The organism is Bradyrhizobium sp. USDA 4474 (genome assembly GCF_054057515.1).
This window is the reverse complement of sequence record NZ_JBSRZJ010000002.1, coordinates 2,961,397-2,986,596: the sequence shown is the minus strand read 5'-3', so window position 1 is coordinate 2,986,596 and position 25,200 is coordinate 2,961,397. Positions and strand designations below refer to the sequence as shown.

General features: G+C 64.2%; 20 protein-coding genes and 2 pseudogenes. 9 read left to right on the top strand and 13 right to left on the bottom strand.

Annotated elements, in window-relative coordinates:
- Positions 1-509 precede the first annotated feature (509 nt).
- From ACVW16_RS15975 to ACVW16_RS15960, 4 genes and pseudogenes are all read left to right on the top strand, one after another.
- Positions 510-3,885: pseudogene (locus ACVW16_RS15975) on the top strand (helicase-related protein).
- Between the two features lie 10 nt (positions 3,886-3,895).
- Positions 3,896-4,165, top strand: a pseudogene (locus tag ACVW16_RS15970) (RNA-binding S4 domain-containing protein); the annotation flags it as partial.
- Between the two features lie 132 nt (positions 4,166-4,297).
- Positions 4,298-4,636, top strand: coding sequence for a ferredoxin FdxA (fdxA, locus tag ACVW16_RS15965; RefSeq protein WP_456737001.1), 339 nt, complete (start codon positions 4,298-4,300; stop codon positions 4,634-4,636).
- 348 nt (positions 4,637-4,984) lie between these two features.
- Positions 4,985-5,800 (top strand): CarD family transcriptional regulator, encoded by an 816-nt coding sequence (locus ACVW16_RS15960; RefSeq protein ID WP_456737002.1) that lies wholly within the window; start codon positions 4,985-4,987, stop codon positions 5,798-5,800.
- Positions 5,801-5,891: 91 nt separating this feature from the next.
- Here ACVW16_RS15960 and ACVW16_RS15955 read toward each other — a convergent pair whose 3' ends face one another.
- The 8 genes from ACVW16_RS15955 to cyoA form a co-directional block, all read right to left on the bottom strand.
- A complete protein-coding gene (locus tag ACVW16_RS15955) occupies positions 5,892-7,289 on the bottom strand; it encodes an adenylate/guanylate cyclase domain-containing protein (RefSeq protein WP_456737003.1) in 1,398 nt (465 codons plus the stop codon).
- 122 nt (positions 7,290-7,411) lie between these two features.
- Positions 7,412-7,945 (bottom strand): response regulator transcription factor, encoded by a 534-nt coding sequence (locus ACVW16_RS15950; RefSeq protein WP_456737004.1) that lies wholly within the window; start codon positions 7,943-7,945, stop codon positions 7,412-7,414.
- Positions 7,935-9,320: an ATP-binding protein gene (locus ACVW16_RS15945; RefSeq protein ID WP_456737005.1), complete on the bottom strand. Its 1,386-nt coding sequence runs from the start codon at positions 9,318-9,320 to the stop codon at positions 7,935-7,937. The genes ACVW16_RS15950 and ACVW16_RS15945 overlap by 11 nt, the downstream gene beginning before the upstream one ends.
- Positions 9,292-10,152, bottom strand: coding sequence for an SURF1 family protein (locus ACVW16_RS15940; RefSeq protein WP_456700121.1), 861 nt, complete (start codon positions 10,150-10,152; stop codon positions 9,292-9,294). Before ACVW16_RS15940 ends, ACVW16_RS15945 begins: the two co-directional genes overlap by 29 nt.
- The gene (gene cyoD / locus ACVW16_RS15935) at positions 10,149-10,529 is read right to left on the bottom strand and encodes a cytochrome o ubiquinol oxidase subunit IV (RefSeq protein WP_456700120.1); all 381 of its coding nucleotides are present in this window, start codon (positions 10,527-10,529) and stop codon (positions 10,149-10,151) included. The genes ACVW16_RS15940 and cyoD overlap by 4 nt, the downstream gene beginning before the upstream one ends.
- Positions 10,526-11,155: a cytochrome o ubiquinol oxidase subunit III gene (gene cyoC / locus ACVW16_RS15930; RefSeq protein ID WP_456700119.1), complete on the bottom strand. Its 630-nt coding sequence runs from the start codon at positions 11,153-11,155 to the stop codon at positions 10,526-10,528. The genes cyoD and cyoC overlap by 4 nt, the downstream gene beginning before the upstream one ends.
- On the bottom strand, positions 11,156-13,153 hold the full coding sequence (gene cyoB / locus ACVW16_RS15925; RefSeq protein WP_456700118.1) for a cytochrome o ubiquinol oxidase subunit I: 1,998 nt from the start codon (positions 13,151-13,153) through the stop codon (positions 11,156-11,158). It abuts the gene before it with no gap.
- 25 nt (positions 13,154-13,178) lie between these two features.
- Positions 13,179-14,342, bottom strand: a complete 1,164-nt coding sequence (gene cyoA / locus ACVW16_RS15920) for a ubiquinol oxidase subunit II (protein ID WP_456700117.1) — start codon at positions 14,340-14,342, stop codon at positions 13,179-13,181.
- Positions 14,343-14,525: 183 nt separating this feature from the next.
- Here cyoA and ACVW16_RS15915 point away from each other — a divergent pair, with 183 nt between their 5' ends.
- Both ACVW16_RS15915 and ACVW16_RS15910 read left to right on the top strand, forming a co-directional pair.
- Positions 14,526-15,863: an MFS transporter gene (locus tag ACVW16_RS15915; protein WP_456700116.1), complete on the top strand. Its 1,338-nt coding sequence runs from the start codon at positions 14,526-14,528 to the stop codon at positions 15,861-15,863.
- Between the two features lie 58 nt (positions 15,864-15,921).
- Positions 15,922-16,323 (top strand): c-type cytochrome, encoded by a 402-nt coding sequence (locus ACVW16_RS15910; RefSeq protein ID WP_456700115.1) that lies wholly within the window; start codon positions 15,922-15,924, stop codon positions 16,321-16,323.
- 11 nt (positions 16,324-16,334) lie between these two features.
- Here ACVW16_RS15910 and ACVW16_RS15905 read toward each other — a convergent pair whose 3' ends face one another.
- Together ACVW16_RS15905 and ACVW16_RS15900 are read right to left on the bottom strand one after the other, a co-directional pair.
- The gene (locus tag ACVW16_RS15905) at positions 16,335-17,825 is read right to left on the bottom strand and encodes a M48 family metalloprotease (protein ID WP_456705103.1); all 1,491 of its coding nucleotides are present in this window, start codon (positions 17,823-17,825) and stop codon (positions 16,335-16,337) included.
- Between the two features lie 36 nt (positions 17,826-17,861).
- The gene (locus tag ACVW16_RS15900; RefSeq protein WP_456739082.1) at positions 17,862-18,713 is read right to left on the bottom strand and encodes a thermonuclease family protein; all 852 of its coding nucleotides are present in this window, start codon (positions 18,711-18,713) and stop codon (positions 17,862-17,864) included.
- A 245-nt stretch (positions 18,714-18,958) separates the two neighbouring features.
- Here ACVW16_RS15900 and ACVW16_RS15895 point away from each other — a divergent pair, with 245 nt between their 5' ends.
- The 3 genes from ACVW16_RS15895 (at position 18,959) to ACVW16_RS15885 (ending at position 21,846) form a co-directional block, all read left to right on the top strand.
- Complete coding sequence (locus ACVW16_RS15895; protein ID WP_456737006.1) at positions 18,959-20,167, top strand: ABC transporter substrate-binding protein; 1,209 nt, start codon at positions 18,959-18,961, stop codon at positions 20,165-20,167.
- Between the two features lie 138 nt (positions 20,168-20,305).
- A complete protein-coding gene (locus ACVW16_RS15890) occupies positions 20,306-21,094 on the top strand; it encodes an enoyl-CoA hydratase (protein WP_456700113.1) in 789 nt (262 codons plus the stop codon).
- A gap of 2 nt (positions 21,095-21,096) precedes the next feature.
- Positions 21,097-21,846 (top strand): hypothetical protein, encoded by a 750-nt coding sequence (locus tag ACVW16_RS15885; RefSeq protein ID WP_456738274.1) that lies wholly within the window; start codon positions 21,097-21,099, stop codon positions 21,844-21,846.
- A 199-nt stretch (positions 21,847-22,045) separates the two neighbouring features.
- Here ACVW16_RS15885 and ACVW16_RS15880 read toward each other — a convergent pair whose 3' ends face one another.
- The 3 genes from ACVW16_RS15880 to ACVW16_RS15870 are packed head-to-tail and all read right to left on the bottom strand — an operon-like array spanning position 22,046 to position 25,121.
- Positions 22,046-22,864: an enoyl-CoA hydratase/isomerase family protein gene (locus ACVW16_RS15880; RefSeq protein ID WP_456700112.1), complete on the bottom strand. Its 819-nt coding sequence runs from the start codon at positions 22,862-22,864 to the stop codon at positions 22,046-22,048.
- 15 nt (positions 22,865-22,879) lie between these two features.
- Entirely contained in the window at positions 22,880-24,040 is a 1,161-nt protein-coding gene (locus tag ACVW16_RS15875) for an acyl-CoA dehydrogenase family protein (protein WP_456700111.1), read from the bottom strand.
- A 16-nt stretch (positions 24,041-24,056) separates the two neighbouring features.
- Positions 24,057-25,121 carry an acyl-CoA dehydrogenase family protein gene (locus tag ACVW16_RS15870; RefSeq protein WP_456739081.1) on the bottom strand — a complete coding sequence of 355 codons (1,065 nt, stop codon included), beginning with the start codon at positions 25,119-25,121 and terminating at the stop codon, positions 24,057-24,059.
- Positions 25,122-25,200 lie beyond the last annotated feature (79 nt).

Here is a 25,200-nt window from a genome sequence, read left to right as displayed (position 1 = left end):
GACCGTTTTCCGCGCGCAATCCGGCCGCGCCGTCCGGGCCGTCCATCCTTCGGGGCTCCCGGCACGGCGCTGCGCGCCGCGCCGCTCGCAGCTCAGGACGACGGATGCGGCGGGAGACCCCCGTCTCAGTAATATCAATGACTTACCTACTGTGCATGGGGCTGTTTCAGCGACATGCCTTCGAGCCCACCATTCCCGGGAATCCAATTGACTCCTCCCCGATTCTGATTCGACTCCGCGCCATCCCCAATTTAAGGAAATCCGTCATCGAAACGCCGCTTGTGCGACTGCGCAAAACTCCATCTAGTGCGATGGAAACAAGAGTCCCGCGACATGTTGCGTGAACGTATCGGGACTCCCGGGGGAGTCAGCGATTCGGCCGCGATTCGTTCTAGAGTCGTTCCGAAGCTTAAAGCGAACGGGAAAAGCGTCGCAAAGTGAGACAGTTGCCCACCCGTCCGAGACAGCACTGACATTCGTCCCATCAGCTATTACCTGATCAGCCAGATATGCCCCTCTCGTCCTCCTCCTTCGCCTCCGACCGCGCGCTGTCCGATCGCGTGCCGGGCGCCGGCGTCACCGCCGTGCTCGGGCCGACCAACACCCGGCAAGACCCATCTCGCCATCGAACGGATGCTCGCGCATTCCTCGGGGATGATCGGCCTGCCGCTGCGCCTGCTCGCGCGCGAGGTCTACAACAAGATCGTCGCCCGCGTCGGCCCGGAGGCCGTGGCGCTGGTCACGGGCGAGGAGAAGATCAAGCCGAGAAGTCCGCGCTATTGGGTGTCGACCGTCGAGGCGATGCCGCGTGACCTCGATGTGTCCTTCCTCGCCGTCGACGAGATCCAGATCGCCTCCGATCTCGAACGGGGCCACGTCTTCACCGACCGCATCCTCAACCGCCGCGGCCGCGACGAGACGCTGCTGCTCGGCGCTGCGACCATGCGGCCGATCATCGAGCGGCTCTTGCCCGGCGTCTCCATGATCACCCGGCCGCGGCTGTCCCAGCTGGAATTCGCAGGCGATCGCAAGATCACGCGCCAGCCGCGCCGGACTGCGATCGTCGCGTTCTCCGCCGACGAGGTCTACGCCATCGCGGAGCTGATCAAGCGACAGCATGGCGGCGCCGCCGTGGTGCTGGGCTCGCTCAGCCCACGCACGCGCAATGCGCAGGTGGAGATGTTCCAGAACGGCGACGTCGATTATCTCGTCGCCACCGACGCCGTCGGCATGGGCCTCAATCTCGACGTCGACCACGTCGCCTTCGCCTCCGACCGCAAGTTCGACGGCTATCAGTTCCGCCGCCTCACGCCGGCCGAGTTCGCGCAGATCGCCGGCCGTGCCGGGCGCGCCACGCGCAACGGCACGTTCGGGACGACAGGCCGCTGCGGCCCGTTCGAGCCTGAGCTGGTGAACGCGCTTCAGAACCACATCTTCGATCCCGTGAAGATGCTGCAATGGCGCAACTCGAAGCTCGATTTCTCCTCCCTCGCCGCGCTCCAGGTCTCGCTCAACCTCGCCCCCGGCCACGAGACGCTGACGCGCGCCCCGATCGCCGAAGACATGCGCGTGCTCGACCATGCCGCTCGCGACGTCGAAGTGCGCGATATCGCGCATGGCAAGGCCGCCGTGGAGCGGCTGTGGGAGGCCTGTCAGGTCCCGGACTACCGGAAGCTGTCGCCGGCCGCCCATGCCGAGCTGGTGACGACGCTCTACGGCTTCCTGATGCAGAAGGGCTGCATCCCCGATTCCTGGTTCGCCGCACAGGTCGACCAGGCCGACCGCATCGACGGCGATATCGACACCCTGTCGGCCCGGATCGCGCAAATCCGCACCTGGACCTTCGTCGCCAACCGGCCGGACTGGCTGAAAGACCCCGATCGCTGGCAGGGGACCACGCGGGAGGTCGAAAATAAATTATCGGATGCGCTCCATGAACGCTTGACTGAGCGTTTCGTTGATCGCCGGACCAGTGTATTGATGCGCCGCCTGCGGGAGAACACGAGCTTGAATACGGAAATCGGCAAGACCGGCGAAGTCATCGTCGAAGGCCATGTCATCGGCCGCCTCGATGGCTTCACCTTTGCACCGGATGCGGCGGAAGCCGGCTCCGATGCGAAAGCCTTGCAGGCTGCCGCGCAAGCGGTGCTCGCCGGCGAGATCAATACGCGCGCCGAAAAACTGGGCAACGCGCCGGACGACCAGTTCGTGCTGACCTCCGATGGCACCATTCGCTGGACCGGCGATGCCGTGGCGCGGCTGACCGCCGCAGAGGAGGCGCTGCATCCGCGCATCCGCATCATCTCCGACGAGCGCCTGACGGGTGGCCCCCGCGAGAAGGTGCAGGCGAGGCTCGACCTGTGGCTCAAGACCCACATCGAGAAGCTGCTCGGGCCGATGTTCGAGCTGTCGAAGGCGGAGGACGTCACCGGTATCGCCCGCGGCATCGCTTATCAGCTCGTCGAGGCGCTCGGCGTGCTCGAGCGTCCGAAGATCGCCAACGAGCTGAAGGATCTCGATCAGCCCTCGCGCGCGGTGTTGCGCAAATACGGCGTGCGCTTCGGCGCCTATCACATCTACTTCCCCGGCATCCTGAAGCCCGCCGCGCGTGCGCTCGCAGCCCTGCTGTGGGCGCTGAAGCAGGACAATGTCGATCTCTCGGCCCTGTCTGGCGCGCAGCATCTGGCCTCGTCGGGTCGTACCTCGTTTCCGGTCGACAAGAGCCTGCCGCGCGATGCCTATCGCGTGCTCGGCTACAAGCAGGCCGGCGAGCGCGCGGTCCGCGTCGACATCCTGGAACGTCTCGCTGACCTGATCCGCCCGGCGCTGGCTTGGCGGGATAATTCGCCGGGCGAAAAACCCGCCGGTGCATTCGACGGCCGCGGTTTCGTGGTGACGCAGGCGATGACCTCGCTCACCGGCTCCGCGGGCGAGGATTTCGCTTCGGTGCTGCGCGCGCTCGGCTATCGCATGGAGAAGCGTGCGCCGTTGCCGCCGAAGCCGGCCGCGCCTGCCGCTGCGGAGACGCCGGCCGCCGAAGCTCCCGCTGAGGCGCCTGCGACTGAGGAGACTGCGGCGCCTGTTGACGCTGCGGCCGAAGCCGTCACCGTCGAAGACGCGCCCGGCATGGAGCAGCACGACGAGCCCGCGCACGAAGAGCCGGCACTCGAAGCAATTCCCGAAGGTCCCGTCACGCCCGAAGATGCCCCCGGCATCCCGCCGCCGGCGGAAGAGGCTGCTGCGCCCGCCGAGGCCGCCGCCGACGCCGCTCCGGCCGAGGCCGCGGCGACGGAAGCCGCTGCATCTCCCGATGCCGCTGCGCCTGTCGAAGCCGCAGCCACGCCCGCCGAGCCCGAGCTCGTCGAGGTCTGGCGTCCCGGCGGCCGTCACGAGGATCGCAAGCCGCGCCACGAGCGCCATCGCCATCAGCGCCACAACAACCACCGTCCTCAGGCCGGTGCTGAAGGCGCCTCGGCTGCGCCCGGCGAAGCTGCCGAAGGCGCGAGGCCGGGTGAGCGCCATCGTCACGGTGGCCATCGTCGCGATGGCGGCCGGGATTTCCGCAAGCCGCGCGAGGGTGGCGCCGAGGGCGCACCGCGCCAGGAAGGGCGCGACGATCGGAATCGCAGCTTCCAGGGCAAGGACCGCGACAACAAGGATCGCGATCGCAACCGCGACAACAAGAAGTTCGGCGGTGATCGTGACAAGGGCCGCGACAACAGGGGCCGCGACCGCGACAAGGGTCGCGACCGTCAGGGCGGTCCGTCGTTGCGTCCGTACGCCTCGAGCGCAAATCCGCGCGAGCGTGATCGTCCCGCCGATCCGAACTCGCCGTTTGCAAAACTCGCCGCGTTGAAGGAGCAGCTCTCCGGTCGCAAGGAGTAGTCCCACGACCGAGCGGCAGCGCCTCGACAAATGGCTGTGGCACGCGCGGGTGGTGAAGGCGCGAACCTCCGCGGTTGAGCTTGTCGTAACAGGACACGTCCGCATCAACGGCACGCGCGAGAAATCGCCGGGCCATGCGATCAAGGTCGGCGACGTCGTCACGGTCGCGCTCGACCGGACCGTGCGCGTGTTGAAGGTGATGAATTTCAACGAGCGCCGCGGCGATGCCGCCTCGGCGCGTGTGCTCTACGAGGAGCTCGGCGACGCAAAGCGCAATTAATTGCGCAAGTTATTCATTTCTTGGTCGATCAAGCACATAAAGCCGTCATGATCGCGCCTTCCCGACCTTGCAGCGCGGGGCCATCCGCGCTAGGCAAGCCGCGACTTTTAAAAGAGCTTTTCGGAGCGTTGGATGACTTACGTCGTCACTGAAAACTGCATCAAGTGCAAGTACACCGACTGCGTCGAGGTCTGCCCGGTCGACTGTTTCTACGAGGGTGACAACATGCTCGTCATCCATCCTGACGAGTGCATCGATTGCGGCGTGTGCGAGCCGGAATGCCCCGCCGACGCCATCAAGCCGGACACGGAACCGGGCCTGGAAAAGTGGCTCCAGGTCAATGCCGAGTACGCCAAGAACTGGCCGAACATCACCCAGAAGAAAGAATCACCCGAAGACGCGAAGGAATTCGACGGTCAGGAAGGCAAGTTCGACAAGTATTTTTCTCCGAACCCCGGCTCCGGTGACTAAATTCCGGCGCAAACTTAACCCTAATACCGTCGTCAACGCCGAAAACCGGCCCTGAAGACCCCTAAATCATTGATTTTTGCGGGAAATGTGCTATATTGGGCACATTAAGCTGAACCCCGTCAGCCCAGTAGGCCCCGTTGGGTTCCCGTGAAACCAAATGTCGAACAGGGGCGTGGCAGTTTCCGCGCGCAGGCTGTGTCACAGAAAACGCGTAAAAAGAGTACTTCAGCGAGGGCTTCCCATAAGGAGGCCAAAAAAGTCGCCGCGGCCAGCCGTAGCGCATCCAAGGGTCGGACCGCCGCCAAGGCGCCGCCGGCTGCAAAGTCCTCGAAGAACAAAAGAAGCGCAATGCCTAACAAGACTGCCAAACCGGCCGCGAAAGCGACCGTTGCCAAGCCTGCTGCCAAGCCTGTTCTTGCCAAGGCTCCCGTCACCAAGGCTCCCGCTGCCAAGCCCGCTGCTCCGAAGGCTCCTGTTGCTGCCGCCGCTGCCAAGGCCCCCGTTGCTGCTACCAAGCCGGCCGTGAAGGCCGCTGCACCCGCGCCGAAGGTCGAGGAAAAGAAGGTCGTGACCCAGCGTCAGGGCTTCAAGGCCCATGAATTCGTGGTCTATCCCGCTCACGGCGTCGGCCAGATCCTGGCCATCGAGGAGCAGGAGATCGCCGGCGCGAAGCTCGAGCTGTTCGTCATCAACTTCATCAAGGACAAGATGACGCTGCGCGTTCCGACGGCCAAGGTCGCCAACGTCGGCATGCGCAAGCTGTCCGAGCCCGCGCTGGTCAAGAAGGCGCTGGAGACGCTGAAGGGTCGCGCCCGCGTCAAGCGCACCATGTGGTCGCGCCGCGCCCAGGAATACGAAGCGAAGATCAATTCGGGCGATATCGTCGCGATCGCGGAAGTCGTGCGCGACCTCTACCGCTCCGAGTCGCAACCCGAGCAGTCCTACAGCGAACGTCAGCTCTATGAAGCGGCGCTCGATCGCCTGTCGCGCGAGATCGCGGTGGTGCAGCACTCGACCGAAACCGAAGCGGTCAAGGAGATCGAGGCCCAACTCGCCAAGAGCCCGCGCCGCAACGCCAAGGCGGAAGCCGCCGAGGGTGAAGGCGAGGCGGATACCGACGATACCGACGGCGATGACACCACGGTTGCCGACGAAGCCGCGTAAGCGCCTCGCATCGATCGCAAGACATCGAAAGCCCGGCCGGTTGGCCGGGCTTTTTGTCTGGATGCCTGATCCAGCGGCGCTCGCGTGTCGACTATGACATCGCGCGTGCCTGGGCCCAGATCGCGATCGGCCGCTCCAGCCCGCGGATCGCCTGGGGATCCATGGCGATCAGCGGTGCAAACGTTTCGGCTGTGCTGCCGAGCTCAAGCCGGGCGCGACTGACGAGATCATTGCTTGCCACCAGCGCGCAGTCGAGCGTGCGCGTCAGCGCTTCGAGACGGCTTGCTGCATTGACGGTCGCGCCGATCACGGCAAATTCCAGACAGGTGTGCCCGATGTCACCAAGCACCACCGGTCCGTAGTGCAGGCCGAAACTGACGCGCATCGGCGGTTCACCGCACGCCGTTCGCCGCGCGTTCCACCCGTCCGCCGCCGCGATCATCGCTTGGGCGCAGCACAGGGCATTGCCGGCGTCACGCGCGCCTGCGAAGGGGGTGCCGAATGTCGCCATCAATCCGTCGCCCAGATATTTGTCCAACGTGCCCTCGTGCCGGAAAACCTCCTGCTCCATCAATCCATGGAATTCGCGCAATGTCCGCACCACGTCCTCCGGGGCGCGCACATCGGCAAAGGCCGTGAAGCCGACGATGTCGACGAACAGCACCGCGACGTCTTGCGTACGCACTTGCTTCAACGGCTCGTCGTGCTTCGACAATTCCGTGACGACATTGGGCGAGAAGTAACGCGCCAGATTGCCGCGTTCCCGTTCCACTGCGGCGTGCCGGATCAGCAAATCATTGCTGCGGCTGACCGCGATCGCCAGCGTCACGGCCACGATCATGAAGACGACGATTTCCTGGATACGGATACCGAATCCGATCGCAGCAGGCGAGATCAGCGCGAACAGCCGGTGATCGCTGCCTACCGCCTCCGCAATGCGGGCGGTCAGTGCGGGATCGCGATCGGGTTGCCACCACACCCAGACAATACCGATCACCCATAGGGCCGAGGTCCAAGTTCCGACCGCAATCACGGTTCGCCAGGAATACGCCAGCGTGGCGCCCGAGAGCAGCACGAAGAAGTAGATGAAGTTGCCAAAATGGTATTGCATGGCCACCGGCCAGTGCGTCGTGCCGAATGGGTTCGGGACGACGATGACGACTGTGAGCAGCGCCAGGTCGCAGAACAAAAGTGCCAGCTCTGCCCGCGACACGCCGACCCGCCCAACCCTGACCTGGGCCCAGCCAATCAGTGCGAACAGGCCGAGCAACACCACGTAATAGAGCTGCTCCCATGCCGGGTTGATGGCCAGCAGGAGGCAAGCGATGACGGCCAGGGCGATATAGCGCGCCCGTACGGCCAGTTGCAGGCCCTCTTTTTTGCCGGCCTCGAGTGCCGCCTTTGCAAATTGAACGGTTTCGGTGTCGCGCTGGCTGCGGGTGGGCAAAAGCGCGGCAGGCCGGTAGAACCGATCGATGAGCGTTGTCACTGGGAGTCTCCTCGCTGGGGCTCTTGACGCACAGCGATGAGCCGCGGCCACCCGGCAGCTTAACGGCGGCTGGCTGCGAGGTCAGTAGCCACGCGGGGCATTTCGAGCCTCGCAAGCATTCCCTACTTCACAGGTCGCTTCTCGAGCTTCCTCGCCAGCGTACGCCGGTGCATGCCGAGCCGCCTGGCCGCTTCCGAGATGTTGAAATCCGTCTCGATCAGCGTCTGGTGGATACGCTCCCATTCGAGCGTCTTGATCGAGGTCGGCCGCACGTCCAGCGCGACCTCGGCATTGCCTTCGGCCTTGCTGAAGGCGGCTTCGATGTCGTCGGTATTGGAAGGTTTTGCGAGATAGTGGCAGGCGCCCAGCTTGATGGCCTCGACGGCGGTCGAGATGCTGGCGAAGCCTGTCAGCACCACGATCAGCATCTCCTCGTCGTGGGCGTGCAGCAGCTCGACACAGGCAAGCCCCGAAGCGCCGCCGAGCTTGAGGTCGACCACGGCGTAGCCGAAGGATCGGTCCTCCAGGACTTTCCGGACGTCCTCGATCGAGGCGGCGAGCACGACCTCGTAGCCGCGCCGCTCGAACGAACGTTTCAGGGTGCGCGCAAAGCCTTCATCGTCCTCGACGACGATAAGCGAACGGTCAGGAGTCAAAGTTGCCTCCGATCGCAAGTGTGGCGAGCGGCAACGTCAGACGGACGGTGGCGCCGCGCTTCCTGTGGTTCTCGGCGGTGACGCTGCCCCCGAGCTTGCGCACGACGTTCACAACCAGGAACAGGCCGAGGCCGCCGCCGGCGCGGCCTTTGCTCGACTGATAGGGCTTTCCGAGCTGCGCCAGCATTTCCGGTGCGAAGCCCGGGCCGCGGTCGCTGATCGAGAGCACCAGATTGTCACCCTCGCGCTCGGCGAGCAGTTCCACCCATTCGCGAGAGACTTCATAGGCGTTATCGAGGACGTTGAAGATCACCTGCTTCAGCGCGATGTCGGAGACGATCGCGACGTCCTCGCCAAAGGTGTTGACGAAATAAAGCGTCCGCGCCGAACGCGCATCGCGCCATTCCTCGACCAGCGCGGTGACGAAGGCATCCACCGTCGTCGGCGACGATCCTTCACCGCGAGCCTCGCCCGCCGACACCAGAATGCCCGTCACGATGGTCTTGCAGCGCTGCAGCGATGTTTCCATCTCCGTGAGGTCTTCGGCAAGTTCCTGATCGGCGGCAAGATCGGGCATGCGGCGCCAGTCGCTGAGGATGACGGAGAGCGAGGCGAGCGGCGTGCCGAGTTCGTGCGCCGCGCCGGAGGCAAGCAGGCCCATGCGGACGATGTGGTCCTGCTCGGCAGCATGCTGGCGCAGCGCAGCCAGATGCGCGTCACGTTCGCGAAGGTTCCGGTTGATGCGGGTGACGAACACGACCAGCAGCACGGCGTTGAGAACGAAGCCCAGCAGCATGCCGGTAACGGTGAGGGTGTAGGTCTCGCTCAGCGGGTTCGGCGGCAGGTCGAGGGGCCGATAGGCGATCGTCAGCCACACGAAGCTCGCGCAGGTCAACGCCACCAGCGACCAGGTCGATCGGGCATCGAGCAGCACCGCGCCGAGGGTGACCTGGAGCAGGAACAGCGAGGTGAACGGATTGGTGGCGCCGCCACTCAGGTAAAGCTGCGCGGTCAGCGCTGCGACATCCAGCATCAGCGCGACCAGCAGCTCGTTGTTGGTGATGGCGGCGCGATGGCGCACCCAGACCAGGCTCGAGACGTTGAGCAGCACCAGTGCGCCGATCACCGCGCCCATGCGGGTCAGAGGTAGCGGAATGCCGAGCCAGACATGCACGGCGCCGATGGTCACGATCTGGCCGACCACTGCGGTCCAGCGCAGCTGGATCAGCAGCGCCATGTTCTTGCGGTTGGTCTCGTCGTCGGTGGGGGCCGCGCCGATCAGCTCGCTGCGCGCGTCCGCCTGCGATTGCAGCGTGACGGCCTGCTCGCCGTAGGTAGTCCCGTCGTCAGGTCGGTTCGACGATCGTTCCAGCATCTGATCCCGTCCTGCGGGCGGAGGCATCGGAGCCGCCGGCCGGTTCGTGGACGAAGCCGTTCGAGGCTTTCTTGCGGCGGAACAGCCCGCCGCGGAATGTGACGATCAGTCTGCCGGCAAGCATGAAAGCCAGGGCAAACCACGTCAGCGCGTAGATCAGGTGGTTATTGGGAAAGCGGACCACGGTCAATCCGCCGATCGGACCGCCGCCGGAGTGAGATCCGGCATCGGCGTCGACGAAGAAGGGCGCGGCGTTCTGAAGGTCGCGTGCGGCCACGATCGCGGCGACATCCCGCGAATACCAGCGGTTGTGCTGGGGCAAATTGTCCCTGAGGAAACCGCCCTTCGGCTCGGTGATGCGCAGCAGGCCGGTAATCTCGACGTCGCCGTCCGGATTGCCGTCCGGTCGTGTCGATGGGTCGCGCCGCTCTGATGGCACGAAGCCGCGGTTGATCAGAATAGAGGTACCGTCGGCGCGCTGAAGCGGCGTCAGCACCCAATAGCCGGGGCCGACTTCGGTGACGGCCTGCACCAGCGTCTCCCGGTCGTGGAGGAAGCGGCCGGAGACGCTGACATGCCGGTATTCGTCGCTTGCAGCAGTGATAGCCGGCCATGACGCCCTCGGCGGGATGGGCTGCGCCGGTGCGTGAACGCGCTGCTCGACCCGGTCGATCAGTGCCAGCTTCCAGGCGCGACGCTCGACCTGCCAGACGCCGAGCCCGATCAGAACAGCGACGGCCGCAAGCGAGAAAATCGAGAGCCACGGGGATGGACGCGCAGCCCCTGCGGGGTTGCGCGGATCGTTATCCCCGGGGGTCACGAGGTCGCTCATTTCATTCCCGTCATCTCGTGGATCGGCATCATGTTGCTGTTGAGGTGGTTCATCACCCACAGCGAACCTGACAGCGCGATCACCACCATGACGATGGTGAAGATCAAGGCCATCATGCTCCAGCCGTTCTCGGATTTCGGGCTCATGTGCAGGAAGTAGATCATGTGCACGACGATCTGAACGACCGCGAAGGCCATGATGACCAGCGCGGTGATCTGCTTGCTCGGCAGCGCGCCGCTCATGACCAGCCAGAACGGGATCGCGGTGAGCACCACCGAGAGCACGAAGCCGAGCATGTAGCCCGAGAACGTGCTGTGGGCGTGGCCGGCGTCGTGGTGATGGTCGTGCGCGCCAGCTGCGTGGGTATCGGTGCTCATCGCAGAACTCCCAGGAGATAGACGAAGGTGAAGACGCCGATCCAGACCACGTCGAGGAAGTGCCAGAACATCGACAGGCACATCAGGCGGCGGCGGTTGGCCTCGATCAGGCCGAAGCGCCAGACCTGCACCATCAGGGTCACCAGCCAGATCAGGCCGCAGGAGACGTGCAGGCCGTGGGTGCCGACCAGGGTGAAGAAAGCGGACAGGAAGGCGCTGCGCTGCGGCGTGGCGCCCTCATGGATCATGTGGGCGAACTCCGTCAGCTCGATGCCGATGAAGGCGGCGCCGAACAGACCCGTGATCAATAGCCACATCTGGGTCTGGCCGATCTTGTTCTGCTGCATCGTCAGCATGGCAAAACCATAGGTGATCGACGACAGCAGCAGCATCGAGGTGTTCACCGCCACCAGATCGAGGTCGAACAGATCCTTCGGCGCGGGCCCGGCGGCGTAGTTGGCGCCGAGCACGCCGAAGGCGGCGAACAGCATCGCGAAGATGAGACAGTCGCTCATCAGATAGATCCAGAAGCCGAGCGAGGTGCTGTAGCCTTCCGGATGCGGATGTTCGTCGGCGACGTAGAAGACCGGCTCGCCGGTTTGCGAGGGATTGACAGCAATGGTCATTTACTTGGCTCCGGCGAGCAGTTTTGTGCGCGCGTCCTCGGTCCGGATGACGTCGTCCGCCGGAATGTCGAAGTCGCGATGATAGTTGAACGTGTGGCCGATCCCGACGGCGAGCATCGCGATGAAGCTCGCAGCCGCCAGCCACCAGATGTACCAGATCAGGCCGAATCCCATTGCGGTCGCGAACCCGGCGAGAATGATGCCGGTGCCGGTGCTGCTGGGCATATGGATCGACTTGAATCCGATCAGCGGACGCTGGTAGCCGCGCTTCTTCATATCCCACCACGCGTCATTGTCGTGAACGACAGGGGTGAAGGCGAAGTTGTAGTCCGGCGGCGGCGAGGAGGTTGCCCATTCCAGCGTGCGTGCATCCCAGGGATCGCCAGTAACGTCCTTGAGCTGCTCGCGCTTGAGAAAGGAAACCGCGAACTGCATCAGCATGCTGAGAATGCCGAGGAAGACGAGGCCGGCGCCGATCGCGGCGACGACGAACCAGATCTGGAGCGAAGGATCGTCGAACACGCGGAGCCGCCGGGTCACTCCCATCAGGCCGAGCACGTAGAGCGGCATGAAGGCCATGTAGAAGCCGGTGACCCAGAACCAGAACGACAGCTTGCCCCAGAACGGATCGAGCCTGAAGCCGAATGCCTTCGGGAACCAGTAGTTGATGCCGGCGAATGCGCCGAACACCACGCCGCCGATGATCACGTTGTGGAAGTGCGCGATCAGGAACAGGCTGTTGTGCAGCACGAAATCGGCCGGCGGCACCGCGAGCAGCACGCCGGTCATGCCGCCGAGCACGAAGGTCAGCATGAAGGCGATGGTCCACAGCATCGGCAGCTCGTAGCGGATACGGCCGCGATACATCGTGAACAGCCAGTTGAACATCTTCGCGCCCGTCGGGATCGAGATGATCATCGTGGTGATGCCGAAGAACGAGTTGACGCTGGCGCCCGAACCCATCGTGAAGAAGTGGTGCAGCCAGACCAGATACGACAGAATGGTGATGACGACAGTGGCGTAGACCATCGAGGTGTAGCCGAACAGTCGCTTGCCGGAGAAGGTCGAGGTGACTTCCGAGAAGATGCCGAAGGCCGGGAGCACCAGGATGTAGACTTCAGGATGGCCCCAGATCCAGATCAGGTTCACGTACATCATCGGGCTGCCGCCGAAATCGTTCGTGAAGAAGTTGGTGCCGACATAGCGATCGAGCGAGAGCAGCGCGAGCACGACGGTCAGCACGGGGAAGGAGGCGACGATCAGGATGTTGGTGCAGAGCGAGGTCCAGGTGAACACCGGCATCCGCATCATGGTCATGCCGGGGCAGCGCAGCTTGACGATGGTGCAGATCAGGTTGATGCCCGATAACGTCGTTCCAACGCCGGCAACCTGCAGCGCCCAGATGTAATAGTCGACGCCGACGTCAGGACTGTAGCCGATATTGGACAGCGGCGGATAAGCCAGCCACCCGGTGCGGGCGAACTCGCCAATGAACAGCGAGAGCATCACCAGTACGGCGCCGCCGACCGTCATCCAGAAGCTGAAATTGTTCAGGAACGGGAACGACACGTCGCGCGCGCCGATCTGCAGCGGCACGACATAGTTCATCAGGCCGGTCACCAGCGGCATCGCCACGAAGAAGATCATGATCACGCCGTGGGCAGTGAAGACCTGGTCGTAGTGATGAGCGGGGAGGAACCCTTCGGAGCCGTTGAACGCGAGCGCCTGTTGCGCGCGCATCATCAGCGCGTCGGCGAAGCCGCGCAGCAGCATCACGATACCGAGGATCATGTACATGATGCCGATGCGCTTGTGGTCGACAGTGGTGAACCACTCGCGCCACAGATAGCCCCACAGGCGGAAATAGGTGAGGCCGGCGAGCAACGCGGTGCCGCCGAGCGCGACCATCACGAAGGTGCCGACCAGGATCGGCTCGTGCAGCGGCAGCGAATCGATGCCGAGACGGCCGAAGATGAGCTTGAGAAGATCAGGAGACATGCTGGATCTCTTTAGGAGTCTGACTTCAGGAATCGGACTTGGGACGCTGTCCGAGGAAGAGGGACGAGGACTTCAGCGGCGCGAAGGTCGGCCGCTTCAGCCCGGCGCCGACGAGCGGCGCGGTATCGAGGGGAGCTTTGATCGACGCGGCGGTCGCTGCGCCCTGCGGTGCATCCGGCGTGCAGGTGCCGGCAACGAAGCTCGGCTCGGGACCGAACGCGGTACCGCGGCGGGCGTACTTGTCGTAGGACAGCGGCAGGGTGTTGTTCAGGCCCTCGTGGCCGAGACCGCCCTTGGCGTCGATCGCCATCATCTCGCTCTGGCACATCTTGCCGGTCTCGACGCACATGTTGAGGATCAGGCGGTAGAGGTCGGTATCGACGCTGCCGTAGCGACGAACCGGCTCGTTCTCGCTCGGCTTTTCGAGCTGGAGATATTCGGTGCGGCCGAGCGAGCCGCCGGCGGATTTGGCCTGCGCGACCCAGGCGTCAAAGCCGTTGTCGTCCAGTCCCTGGAAGTTGAAGTGCATGCCGGAGAAGCCGGCACCGCTGTAGTTCGCCGAGAAACCCTTGTAGGTGCCGGCGTGGTTCACCACCGCATGCAGCTTCGTCTCCATGCCCGGCATTGCGTAGATCTGGCCGGCGAGCGCGGGGATGTAGAACGAGTTCATCACCGAAGACGCGGTGATGCGGAAGTTGATCGGACGGTCGACGGGCGCGGCCAGATCGTTGACGGTGGCTATGCCGTAGTCCGGATAGATAAAGAGCCACTTCCAGTCGAGCGCGACGACGTCGACCTCGAGCGGCGCCCTGGACTGGTCGATCGCGCGATCGGCACGGACGCGGCCGAGGGTGCGATAGGGGTCGAGCAGATGCGTGCCCATCCAGGTCAGCGCGCCCAGGCATACGATGATCAGCAGCGGGGCCGACCAGATCACCAGCTCGAGCTTGGTCGAATGGTCCCAATCCGGCTCGTAACGGGCAGAGCTATTGGACTGGCGGTAGCGCCAGGCAAACAGCACCGTCAGCGCCATCACGGGAACGACGATCAGGAGCATCAGGATGGTGGAGATGATGACGAGGTCGCGCTGCTGCGCCGCGATATCGCCGGCTGGCGCCAGCACGACATAGTTGCAGCCGCTGAGCGCAACCGCCAGGGGTAGCAGCGCCAGGATCTTGAGACGGGACACGGGCCGAGCCTTATGAGAATGAGTTTCCTTTGCGGGGCCAAGGGGTAGCTGCGGCGCAGCAATCCGGACATTGGACAATTTGTCCAATGTTGCAGTGCGGCATATTGGGTCAAACAAGGCTGGATTGCCTGGCGTTCCGCCGGGGCGGTCGGCATTGGATTTCAGGACGTTAAGGGCGCACGCATGGCGACGGCACAGACCCCCGCAATGGCAGACCTCCACTCGGGCGAGCACGGCCACGACCTGGCGAGTCCCGGCGAGATCGCCATCGGCGTCATCATCGGCCGCACCTCGGAATTCTTCGACTTCTTCGTCTACGCGATCGCTTCGGTGATCGTGTTCCCCCGCCTGGTGTTCCCGTTCACCAGCGAACTGACCGGCACGCTCTATTCCTTCATGATTTTCGCGCTGGCCTTCATCGCCCGGCCGCTCGGGACCGTCATTTTCATGACGGTCGACCGCGAATACGGCAAGACGGCCAAGCTGGTCTCGGCGCTGTTCCTGCTCGGCACCGCCACCGTGGCGCTGGCGTTCCTGCCCGGCTATTCCGAGATCGGCGTTGCCGCGATCTGGCTGCTGGCGCTGGCGCGTATCGCGCAGGGTCTCGCCTGGGGCGGCGCCTGGGACGGCATGGCTTCGCTACTGGCGCTGAACGCACCGGCCTCCAGGCGCGGCTGGTACGCGATGGTGCCGCAGCTCGGCGCGCCGCTCGGGCTGATCGTGGCGAGCGCGCTGTTTGCCTATTTCGCCGGAAATCTCTCGGCCGACGACTTCTTCGATTGGGGCTGGCGCTACCCGTTCTTCGTCGCCTTCGCCATCAACGTCGTGGCACTGTTCGCGCGCCTGCGCATGGTGACCACAGAGGAATATGCCTCGCTGTTCGAGACCCGCGAATTGCAGCCTTCGCGCATCTCGGACACGGTTGCCCGCGAAGGCCACAATATCATGCTGGGCGCGTTCGCGCCGTTGGCAAGTTTCGCGCTGTTCCACATGGTGACGGTGTTCCCGCTGTCCTGGGTGTTCCTGTTCACCCGCGAAAGCCCGGTGCGCTTCCTGATCATCGAGATCGTCGCCGCCGTGTTCGGCGTCGTCGCGATCGTGCTCTCCGGCGTCATCGCCGACCGCGTAGGCCGCAAATCGCTGCTGATGGGATCGGCGATCGCGATCGCGATCTACAGCGGTTTCGCCCCGCAGCTGCTCGATGCCGGCGCGTTCGGCGAGACCATCTACATGGTGATCGGCTTCATCCTGCTCGGCCTCTCCTTCGGCCAGTCCTCGGGCGCGATCGCCTCGAACTTCAAGCAGGCCTATCGCTATACGGCTTCGGCGCTGACCTCCGATATGGCCTGGCTGTTCGGCGCCGGCTTTGCCCCGCTGGTCGCGCTGCTGCTTGCCACCAATCTCGGCGTCATCGCCTCGGGTGCCTATCTGCTCTCGGGCGCGTTCTGGACCCTGCTTGCCCTCTGGCTCAGCGGCCAGCGCGAGGCCGGCGATATGGACGCGGGTCGATCTTCGAACTGACGGGAATAAATTTCGGCCCGGCCGATCCTGTTTCGCGGAACCGCAAACAGGAGATCACATGAACCTCTGGCCGAATTCCGTCGCTCAGCGTAGCACTTCAGGCCTGGCTCTCGTCTTTGTCGCTGTCGTGCTTCTGGGCGCAGCTGCACCTGCGGGCGCGACCGGCAACGTTGCGCGCGGCCAGACGCTCTACAAGGGCTGCGCAGATTGTCACTCGATCGACGAGAACGGCGTCGGCCCGATGCACAAGGGTGTTGTCGGCCGCAAGGCGGGCAGCGTCGCCGGTTACGACTACTCGCCTGAGCTGAAGAACTCGGGCATCGTCTGGACCGAGGAAAATCTCGACAGATGGCTGAGCGGACCGCAGGCCATGGTGCCTGAGACCAAGATGTTCTTCGACGTGCCCGACGCGCAGGATCGCGCCGACATCATCGCATTTTTGAAAGAAAAGGCGCGGTAGCGACCGCGACCTCAATCAGTCACGATCTTGACGCGGTCGCGCACCTTCACCTGTGCATTGCGATCGAGGCCATTCAGCACGCGAAAGCGCTCGGCCGGATGATCGACACCGGCCATGCGGTGGGATAGCGATTCGACGGTGTCGCCGGGCTGCACGGTGATGACCTTGATGCGCAGCGGGCGCGCCGCCTGGATCTCCTCGAGCGTCAGCCGGCGGAAGGAATTGACGGTCTCACGCGCATTGCGCTCGCTCTCGGTCGACTTCTGCCGTGTCGCGAAGATGAAGCGGTAGACGTCGCTGCCGAAGCGCAGCGCATAGACCTTGAACTGCCACTGATCGCCCTTGGCAGAGGCAGATGCGGCTGGAAAGCCGTTGATCGTGATGTCCTCGGTGGACGCCTTCTCGACGCCCTCCATCCAGCCGGAATTGAGGTAATCGCCGAGGGACTGCTCGGCCGGCACGCGCACGACGTCGAAGCGCATCGCCTGCGAGCCGCCCTCGCGCACGCCGATCACCGCCTGCGCGGTATTGTCGAGCGTGAAGTTGTCAGGCGCCTGGAACGTGAAGCCGAGCTTTGGATGCAGGAATCTGCGGCCGCGGACGAAGCCTTCGCTGGGGTCCTCGCCATAGACGAGGTTGTCGATTGCGGAAAGATAGCTCTCGCGGTCGCGCTCGCCGCCTTCCGGGGCGACGTATTGCCGTGCGATCGCCTGCGCGTTTTGCACCCGCTCGGGCGTGGCCGGATGCGACGAGGTGAAATCCTGCGCGCGCGGATCGAGCGAGCTCTTGCCGGCCTTCAGCTCGGCATTGCGCTCCATCGCAGAGAGGAAGCGGGCGGCACCATAGGGGTCGAAATGTGCCTTGGCAGAGATGCCGACGCCGATGCCATCGGCCTCGAACTCCTGGTTGCGCGAAAAGCTCGCCATGGTCAGCTTGGTCTTGGCGAGTGCGAGCGCCGTGAGATCGGGATCGTTGCTCATGTCGGTGACGACACGGGTGACGATGGCAGCCTGGCGCGCCTGGTCCTCGCGCATCGCGGCGTGCTTGGACAGCACATGCGCCATTTCGTGGCTGAGCACCGAGGACAACTCAGACGTATCGCTCGCAAGCGCAAGCAGGCCGCGCGTGACATAGAGCTGGCCGTTCGGCAGCGCGAAGGCGTTCACCGCGCCGGAATTGAGGATGGTGACCTTGTAGCCCTGGTCCGGGCGATCGGAGGCGGCGACGAGCCGGTCGACGGTCTTGCTAACGAGCGATTCGAGCCTGGGATCGTCATAGGCGCCGCCGTAGCTCGCCAGAATGCGCTCGTGCTCCTTTTCGGTGGCGGGGGTTTGCGCGACCGCCGGCTTCGGCTTGGGCAGCGCGACGGTCGGCGGGGCCGCCGCAGTTTGGAATCGGCCCATATCGCCGCAGCCGGCGAGGGCCGTGCCTAGCACGAGGCAAAGCGCGGCCGGCGCAGCCCGCAGGCGGCGGCCATCACTCAGTCCGTGCCGTTCTAGCACCCCATTCACGTCGATTAACCCGTGCCTGGCCTGATTTTAAGGCCTTACCCCTGTCGGCTCGTTTGCGCCCAGCAACTCGACCTGTCCCGCCCGGAGCACATCGATACGCGGCCCCGTCGTCCCCTCAACCCAGCCCCGGACACGAATGCGTCTATTTTCCAATGACTTGACAGTTGTTCCGGCACTTTCAAGCGTCGGCAGCGTCCGCTTTGAGATAGTCACCGCGAAGCCGCGTGTCCAGTTCTGTCCGAAGTTGAGGTAGGTCATTGCCCCAGCTTGCCGGACCGACAGGACTTTGCCCTCGACCACCATGAAGCGCCCGATCCCGGCCAAAATATCGTCCGGACTTTCCGCGTTTTTTATGGCCGATGGGTCAGCCCAATTGCCCTTTTTTTGACGCCGCGCCTCGGCCTCGGCCGACATCAGGGCGGTTGCGCAATCCTTGTCGGCGATCTCAGCGGAGACGAGGGCATCGCCGTTGGTGAGCAGCATGGTCTGCACGGAGGTGTCGCTCTCGCCGATGAACACCAGCGCGCCCTGGCGGCCGTAGCGGTCGGGCGTGTCGTCAGTGCCGCGCAGGACGACGTCGCGGCCGACGAGCAGCGACGTCAGGGCTTGCCTCGTCGTTGCTGTCGCCTCGATGCCGGCGAGACGGACTTCACGGCCATCGTCGAGACGTACACTGCGCGCGTCGACGATCGCCGCGACACGGCCTTCGCCCTGTGCTTCGAATTGGCACGGCGCCGCGTACGCGGCGCTGTCACCGACGAGAAAAAGCGCGACGATGAGCTGAAGCCCTTGCGTCATATGACCCGGGGAGGTTGCATTCCCCTCTGGCTTTACCCCAAGTGCAGCGGTTCGCGAAGACGCTTCCTCACACTCCGTCATTGCGAACGCAGTGAAGGGTCCAGTTTTTCCCGCGGAGGGACTCTGGATGCTTCGCTGCGCTCGCAAATGACGATGCGGAAACATCTTGCGTCTTCCGACCATTCCGCTTTGCGGAAAACACTAGAGCATCCGCCGATGCGCATTGCGCTTCTGCTTGCCGCTGTCTTGCGCATCCGGCATGATCGAGGGAATAGCAATAATCAAGCCGCCGTTCAGAGCCAGGCGACCAAGGGAGAATGTTTTCCATGAAACATATTTTGTCGGGCATTTTTGCCGCCGCGATTGCCTTGGGTGCAAGCGCCGCCGCGCAGGCCCAGGAGAAGCCTCCCTTGAAGATCGGCGGCATCCTCGACATGTCGAGCCTCTATGCCGACATCACGGGCCCCGGCAGCGAGACCGCGGCCAAGATGGCGGTGGAAGATTTCGGTGGTGAGGTGCTCGGACGCAAGATCGAGGTGCTGGCCGCCGATCATCAGAACAAGGCTGATCTCGCCGCCAACATCGCCCGCGATATGCTCGACAACCAGGGTGTCGAGATGATCTATGACGTCGCCGCTTCCGCGACCGCGCTTGCCGCCGGCGAAATCGCGAAAGCACGGGGCAAGATCATCATCTTCAACGGACCCGGATCGATCCGTCTCAGCAACGAGGCCTGCGGCCCCTATACCATCCACTACGTGTTCGACACCTACGGTCAGGCCAATGTGACCGGCCTTGCGGCCGTGAAGTCGGGTCTCGACACCTGGTTCTTCCTCACCGCCGACTATGCCTTCGGCCAGGATTTGGAAAAGGACACCAGCGCCGTCGTCATCAAGACCGGCGGCAAGGTGCTCGGCAGCGTGCGTCATCCACTTAACACGTCCGATTTTTCGTCGTTCCTGCTTCAGGCGCAGGCCTCAAAGGCCAAGGTGATCGGACTGGCAAATGCCGGCGGCGACACCGTCAACGCCATCAAGCAGGCGGCCGAGTTCGGCATCACCAAGGGCGGCCAGAAGGTCTCGCCGCTGCTGGCCTTCGTCACCGACATCGACTCGATCGGACTGGAGACGGCGCAGGGCCTGCTGCTGGCCGAAGCCTTCTACTGGGACATGAACGACGAGACGCGCGCTTTCTCGAAGCGCTTTCAGGAGCGCGTCAAGCGGCCGCCGACATCGGCACAGGCCGGCGTCTATTCCTCCGTCACGCACTATCTGAAGGCGGTGAAGGCGGCCGGCACGACCGATGCTGCCGCGGTGATGAAGGTGATGAAGGAAACGCCGATCAACGATTTCTTCGCGCACAACGGCAAGATCCGCGAAGACGGCCGCATGATCCACGACATGTACCTGTTCGAGGTCAAGAAGCCGTCGGAGTCCCGGGGGCGCTGGGATGATTACAAGCTGCTCGCCACCGTGCCCGGCGGCGAGGCGTTCCAGTCGCTCGAGCAGTCGCGCTGCCCGCTGGTAAAGAAGTAGGCGTCGTCATTGCCAGCGAAGTGAAGCAATCCAGAGATGTTTCCAAGCAGACAGCCTGGATTGCTTCGTGCAAGGGCTCCTCGCAATGATGAGCGTGGCGATAGACAGAGCAAAACGAAACAACCAGGGAGACCTCCCATGAACGACATGGTCCTGCAAAAGCTCGAAGGCGGGCTGCTCACCATCACCATGAACCGGCCCGAGCGAAAGAACGCGCTGAACCCTGAGATGGTCGCAGGCCTGGTCGAGGCGGCGCGACGTGCGGCTGACGATCCGGACGTGCGGGCCGTGCTGTTCAAGGGAGCCGGCGGTTCTTTCTGCGTCGGCGGCGACGTCAAGTCGATGGCGGCCGGCCGCGCGCCGCTGCCGTTCGAGCAGAAGCTTGCAAACTTGCGCCGTGGCATGGAGGTGTCGCGCATCCTGCATCAGATGCCGAAGCCCGTGGTCGCGCAGCTCGACGGCGCCGCAGCCGGTGCCGGCCTGTCGATGGCGTTGTCGTGCGATCTGCGCGTCGCCTCGGAATCCTGCAAGATCACGACGGCTTTCGCCAAGGTCGGCTTCTCCGGCGATTACGGCGGCACCTATTTCCTGACCCAGCTGCTCGGCAGCGCGCGGGCGCGCGAGCTCTATCTGACGTCTCCCGTGCTGACCGCGAGGGAAGCACATGCGATCGGCATGGTGACCAGGGTCGTCCCCGACGCCGCGATCGACGCCGCCGCGCACGAGCTCGCAATGTCGCTGGCGCAAGGGCCCTCGATCGCGCTTGGCTTCATCAAGCGCAACATCAACAATGCCGAGCATTTGCCGCTGGAAGACTGCTTCGACGGCGAAGCGATCCATCACACCCGCTGCAGCGATACCGAGGATCACAAGGAAGCCGCCAAAGCCTTCGTCGAGAAGCGCAAGCCGGCCTTCAGGGGCGCATGACGATGGCCCCCTATATGCGGCTGCGACAGATCTGCCTGGTCGCGCCGCAGCTCGCGCCCGTCGTCTCCGACATCGCCGGGATCATGGGCCTTTCCGTCTGCTACCGCGACGGCAATGTCGCCAAATATGGCCTGGAGAACGCGCTGCTCCCGGTCGACACGATCATGCTGGAAGTCGTCGCGCCGTTCAAGGATGGCACCACGGCGGGCCGCTTCATCGAGAAGACCGGCGGTCGTGGCGGCTATATGGCGATCTTCTGCTGCAACGATCCGGACGAGCGCGGCCGCCATGCGAACGCCATGGGCGTGCGCACCGCCAACGTGATCCACCACGCGCCCTATCACGGCGTCCAGCTCCACCCGCGCGACTGCCGCGCTGCCTTCATCGAGTTCAACCACACCGAAGGCAGCGACGACATTCTGGGCGCATATCCGCCGGCCGGACCGGACTGGCAAAGCTTCATCCGCAAGGATGTGACGCAGGCGCTGACAGCGGTCGAGATGCAGAGCCCGGATCCGCAGGGGCTGGCGGAGCACTGGGGCAAGATCATCGGGATTACTGCGAACAGCGATGCCGAACTGAAGCTGCCCAACGCAACCTTCCGTTTCGTGAAGGGTGCGAGCGAGATCATGAGCGCGCTGGAGTTTCGGGTAGCCGATGCAGCGAGTGTGTTGCATGCTGCGCGCGAGAAGGGGCTCGCAGTTGCGGGCAATGAATTCCTGCTCGGCGGAGTGACGTTTCGCGTCGGTTAATTCCTCGTAGTGATCCGTCACGCCCGCGCAATGGCGAAGCCATTGTCGCTGGAGGTGCTCGCCTCTTCGGCGAGCCTCGAAGGGCGACGGCCACCAGCCGGGCCGTTCATGCTCCGAGGCTCCTTGCACGGTGCTAAGCACCGTGCAACTCGCTCCTCAGGATGACGGGGTAGAGGGCCGTTTAGAGAAGGAGAGGGCGCTACCTTCCCTTGAAATTCGCGACGCGGCGTTCTTCCGTCGCCCTCACACCTTCCTTGAAGTCTTCCGTCGCACGCAATCTCGTCTGTTCTGCGAGCTCGTGGTTGGTCGCGGCCATGACGCGATCGGCAAGGCCCGCGCGCATCGTGGCGCGGGTGGAGAGCAGGCCGAGCGGGGAGCATTCGGCGATCTCGCCGGCGAGCTTCATCGCGGCCGATTTCACCTGGTCCTGCGGCACCAGCGCGTTGGCGAGGCCCCATTTATACGCCTCTTCGCCGGTGACGCGGCGGCTGGTGTAGAACATCAGCTCGGCGTTGTTCTTGCCGATCAGCTCGGGCAGCGTCGTCGTCAGGCCGAAGCCGGGATGGAAGCCGAGCTTTGTGAAGTTCGCGGAGAAGCGGGCTTCGGGGCAGGTGACGCGGAAATCCGCCGACACTGCGAGGCCCAGGCCGCCGCCGATGGCCGCTCCTTGCACCGCTGCAACGATCGGTTTCTTGGCGCGGAAGATGCGCACGGCCTGGATGTAGAGATGGTTGATCGGGCCGAGATTGTCGGCCGGGTCGCCCTTTGCTTTCCTCTCGGCTTCTTGCGCTTCCTGCGCCTGCCGCGCGGGATCGCCGAAATTGGCGCCGGCGCAGAACGCCTTGCCTTGCGCGGACAACACCGAGGCGCGGATCTCGATGTCACGGTCGAACTCGTCGAGCGCGTCGGCGATCTGGTTGATCAGCGAGATGTCGAAGAAGTTGAGCGGCGGTCTGCGGATCTCGATGGTGCCGACGTGCCCAACTTTCTCGACGCCGATATCCTTGTAGGTGGTCATGATGTCCTCGAAGGTTTAGCGGAGCCCAAGTCCGCGGGCGATGATGCCGCGCAACACCTCGGTGGTGCCGCCCTGGATGGTGAGTTTCGGCGCGGTCTTGATGGCGAAGTCGAGCTGCCGTTCCAGCGTCTCGCGGTTGGTCGCGGTCTCCTCGACGAAGGCGGCGAGATCGCGCACGCGGTGCGGAAGCTGCTGCTCCCAGACCGTGCCGATGTCCTTGACGATGGAGGCTTCCACCACCGGCTCCTTGCCGGCCTGCAGCATGCCGGCCACCGAGACCGACATGCGCCGCATGGTGTGGAGCTGCGCCACGAGACGGCCGATGCCTTCGGCGCTGCGCGTGTCCGGATCAGGACCGACCGCACGGACCAGCTCGGTCAGCACGTAATAGGTTTCGAGGAAGCGCTCGGGGCCGGAACGTTCATAGGCGAGCTCCGACGTCGCCTGCTTCCAGGCACCATCGACCTCGCCGAGCACGTGATCGTCGGGCACGAAGAAGTCGGTGAAGACCACCTCGTTGAACTCGTACTGGCCGGTGATCTGGCCGATCGGGTTTACCTTGATGCCCGGCTGCTTCATCTTGACCAGAAATTGCGTCAGGCCGTGACGGCGGTTTTCCTTGGTCGGCGGCGAGGTCCGGAAGATCGCGATCATGTAGTCGGCGATATGAGCCGAGGAGGTCCAGATCTTGGTGCCGTTGATGAGATAACCGCCGTCGGTCTTGGTCGCACGCGTCTTCGCGGCGAACAGGTCGGAGCCGGAGTTCGGTTCGCTCATGCCGATGGCAAAGCAGATTTCGCCGCGGCAGATGCGCGGCAAGATATCCATCTTGATGTGTTCGGGCGCGTATTTCAGCAGCACCGGACCGCTCTGGCGGTCGGCGACGAAGAACCGCCGCGTCGGCGCGTTGGCGACGCGCATCTCTTCCGTCACCACGTAACGCTCGAGGAATGAGCGCTCCTGGCCGCCATATTTCTTCGGCCAGGTCATGCCGAGCCAGCCCTTGGCGCCCACCTTACGGGAAAATTCCGGGGCGTCGGTGTCTTCGCGGTTGGGCTTGTGGGGATCGAAGGTGCCGGCGGCGATCTCTTCGGCGAGGAACGCACGCACTTCCTTGCGTAGTCGTTCGCAGTTCTCGGGCAGGCGGATCGGGTCGAAACGAAGGGCAGCGGTCATGTGTTTCGTCTCCCTGTCAGCGTGAAGCCACGAGCGGCCACAATTCATCGGCGCCTCTGGAGGCGACCAGCCTGCCGAGCTCGACCGCCCAGTAGCTCTCCGAGCCAAAATCGTCGCGCCACGCCAGCGCCCGCAGCGAGTAGCGGTGCAGGATATGCTCGATGGTGAAGCCGATCGCGCCATGAACCTGGTGTGCGATGGCACCGCCTTTTTCGGCTGCTTCCGCGCAGCGGATCTTTGCCGAGGCGGCTTCGAGATAAACTTCGTCGTCGAACGTCTTCGCGTTGGCGATGGCGTCGGCCGCCGATGTCGCGGCCGCAAGTGCTGCGGCAGACTCGCCCGCCAGGCGCGCGAGATTGTGCTGCACGGCCTGGAATTTCGAGATCTTCTTCTCGAAGGCGACGCGCTCGTTGGAATAGCGCACCGAGATGTCGAGCATCGATTCCAGGGCGCCGGCAATCTGGAGGCTGCGTGCGACGCCGCCCATCAGCATCAGCGTTGTCTGGTCAACGCCATCGGGCGCCGCCTTGATGGCGACGGGCTGGACCTTGTCGAGCGTGACGGTGTCGCTGTGATCGTAGCCGACGTTGAGCCCGGATGCGATCCGCCCCTTGCTCGCATCGACCAGCGCAACCGAGACGCCATCCGGCCCATGCGCGAGGACTGCAAAATGCCTGGCCGCTTTGGCAAAGGGGACGCCGCGGCAACGGCCGGAGAGCGCGCCGTCGGCATCAACAGTGATGCGATCCTTGGGCGAGGCCGGCAGCACGGTCATCTCGCCTTCGGGCGAGGTCATCTTCGCTTGCGCCAGCAGCCAGCCCGCCAGCATGGTCTCAGCCAAGGGAATCGCGACGGCGAAACGGCCGGCGGCGTTCAGCAAGGCAAAACCGTCCGCCAAGCTTGCGCCGGAGCCGCCGAGCTCGTCGGGCACCCAGGAGAGCGGCAAGCCGGCTTCGCTCAGGGCCTGCCAGAGCGGCGCCTGCCACGAATTCGTCTTGTCGTTGTTGATGGTTTGCGGATCGGCAAGATCGGCGAAGATCTTCTCCGCGGTCTCGACGACGATATTGTCACTCTCCGCCACAGCGTTCCCCGTTTTTGCCATTGGCGCGTCCTGCCCAATCGGGCCGACGCGCAGGTTCTTCTTGCGCCCGATGATCCGA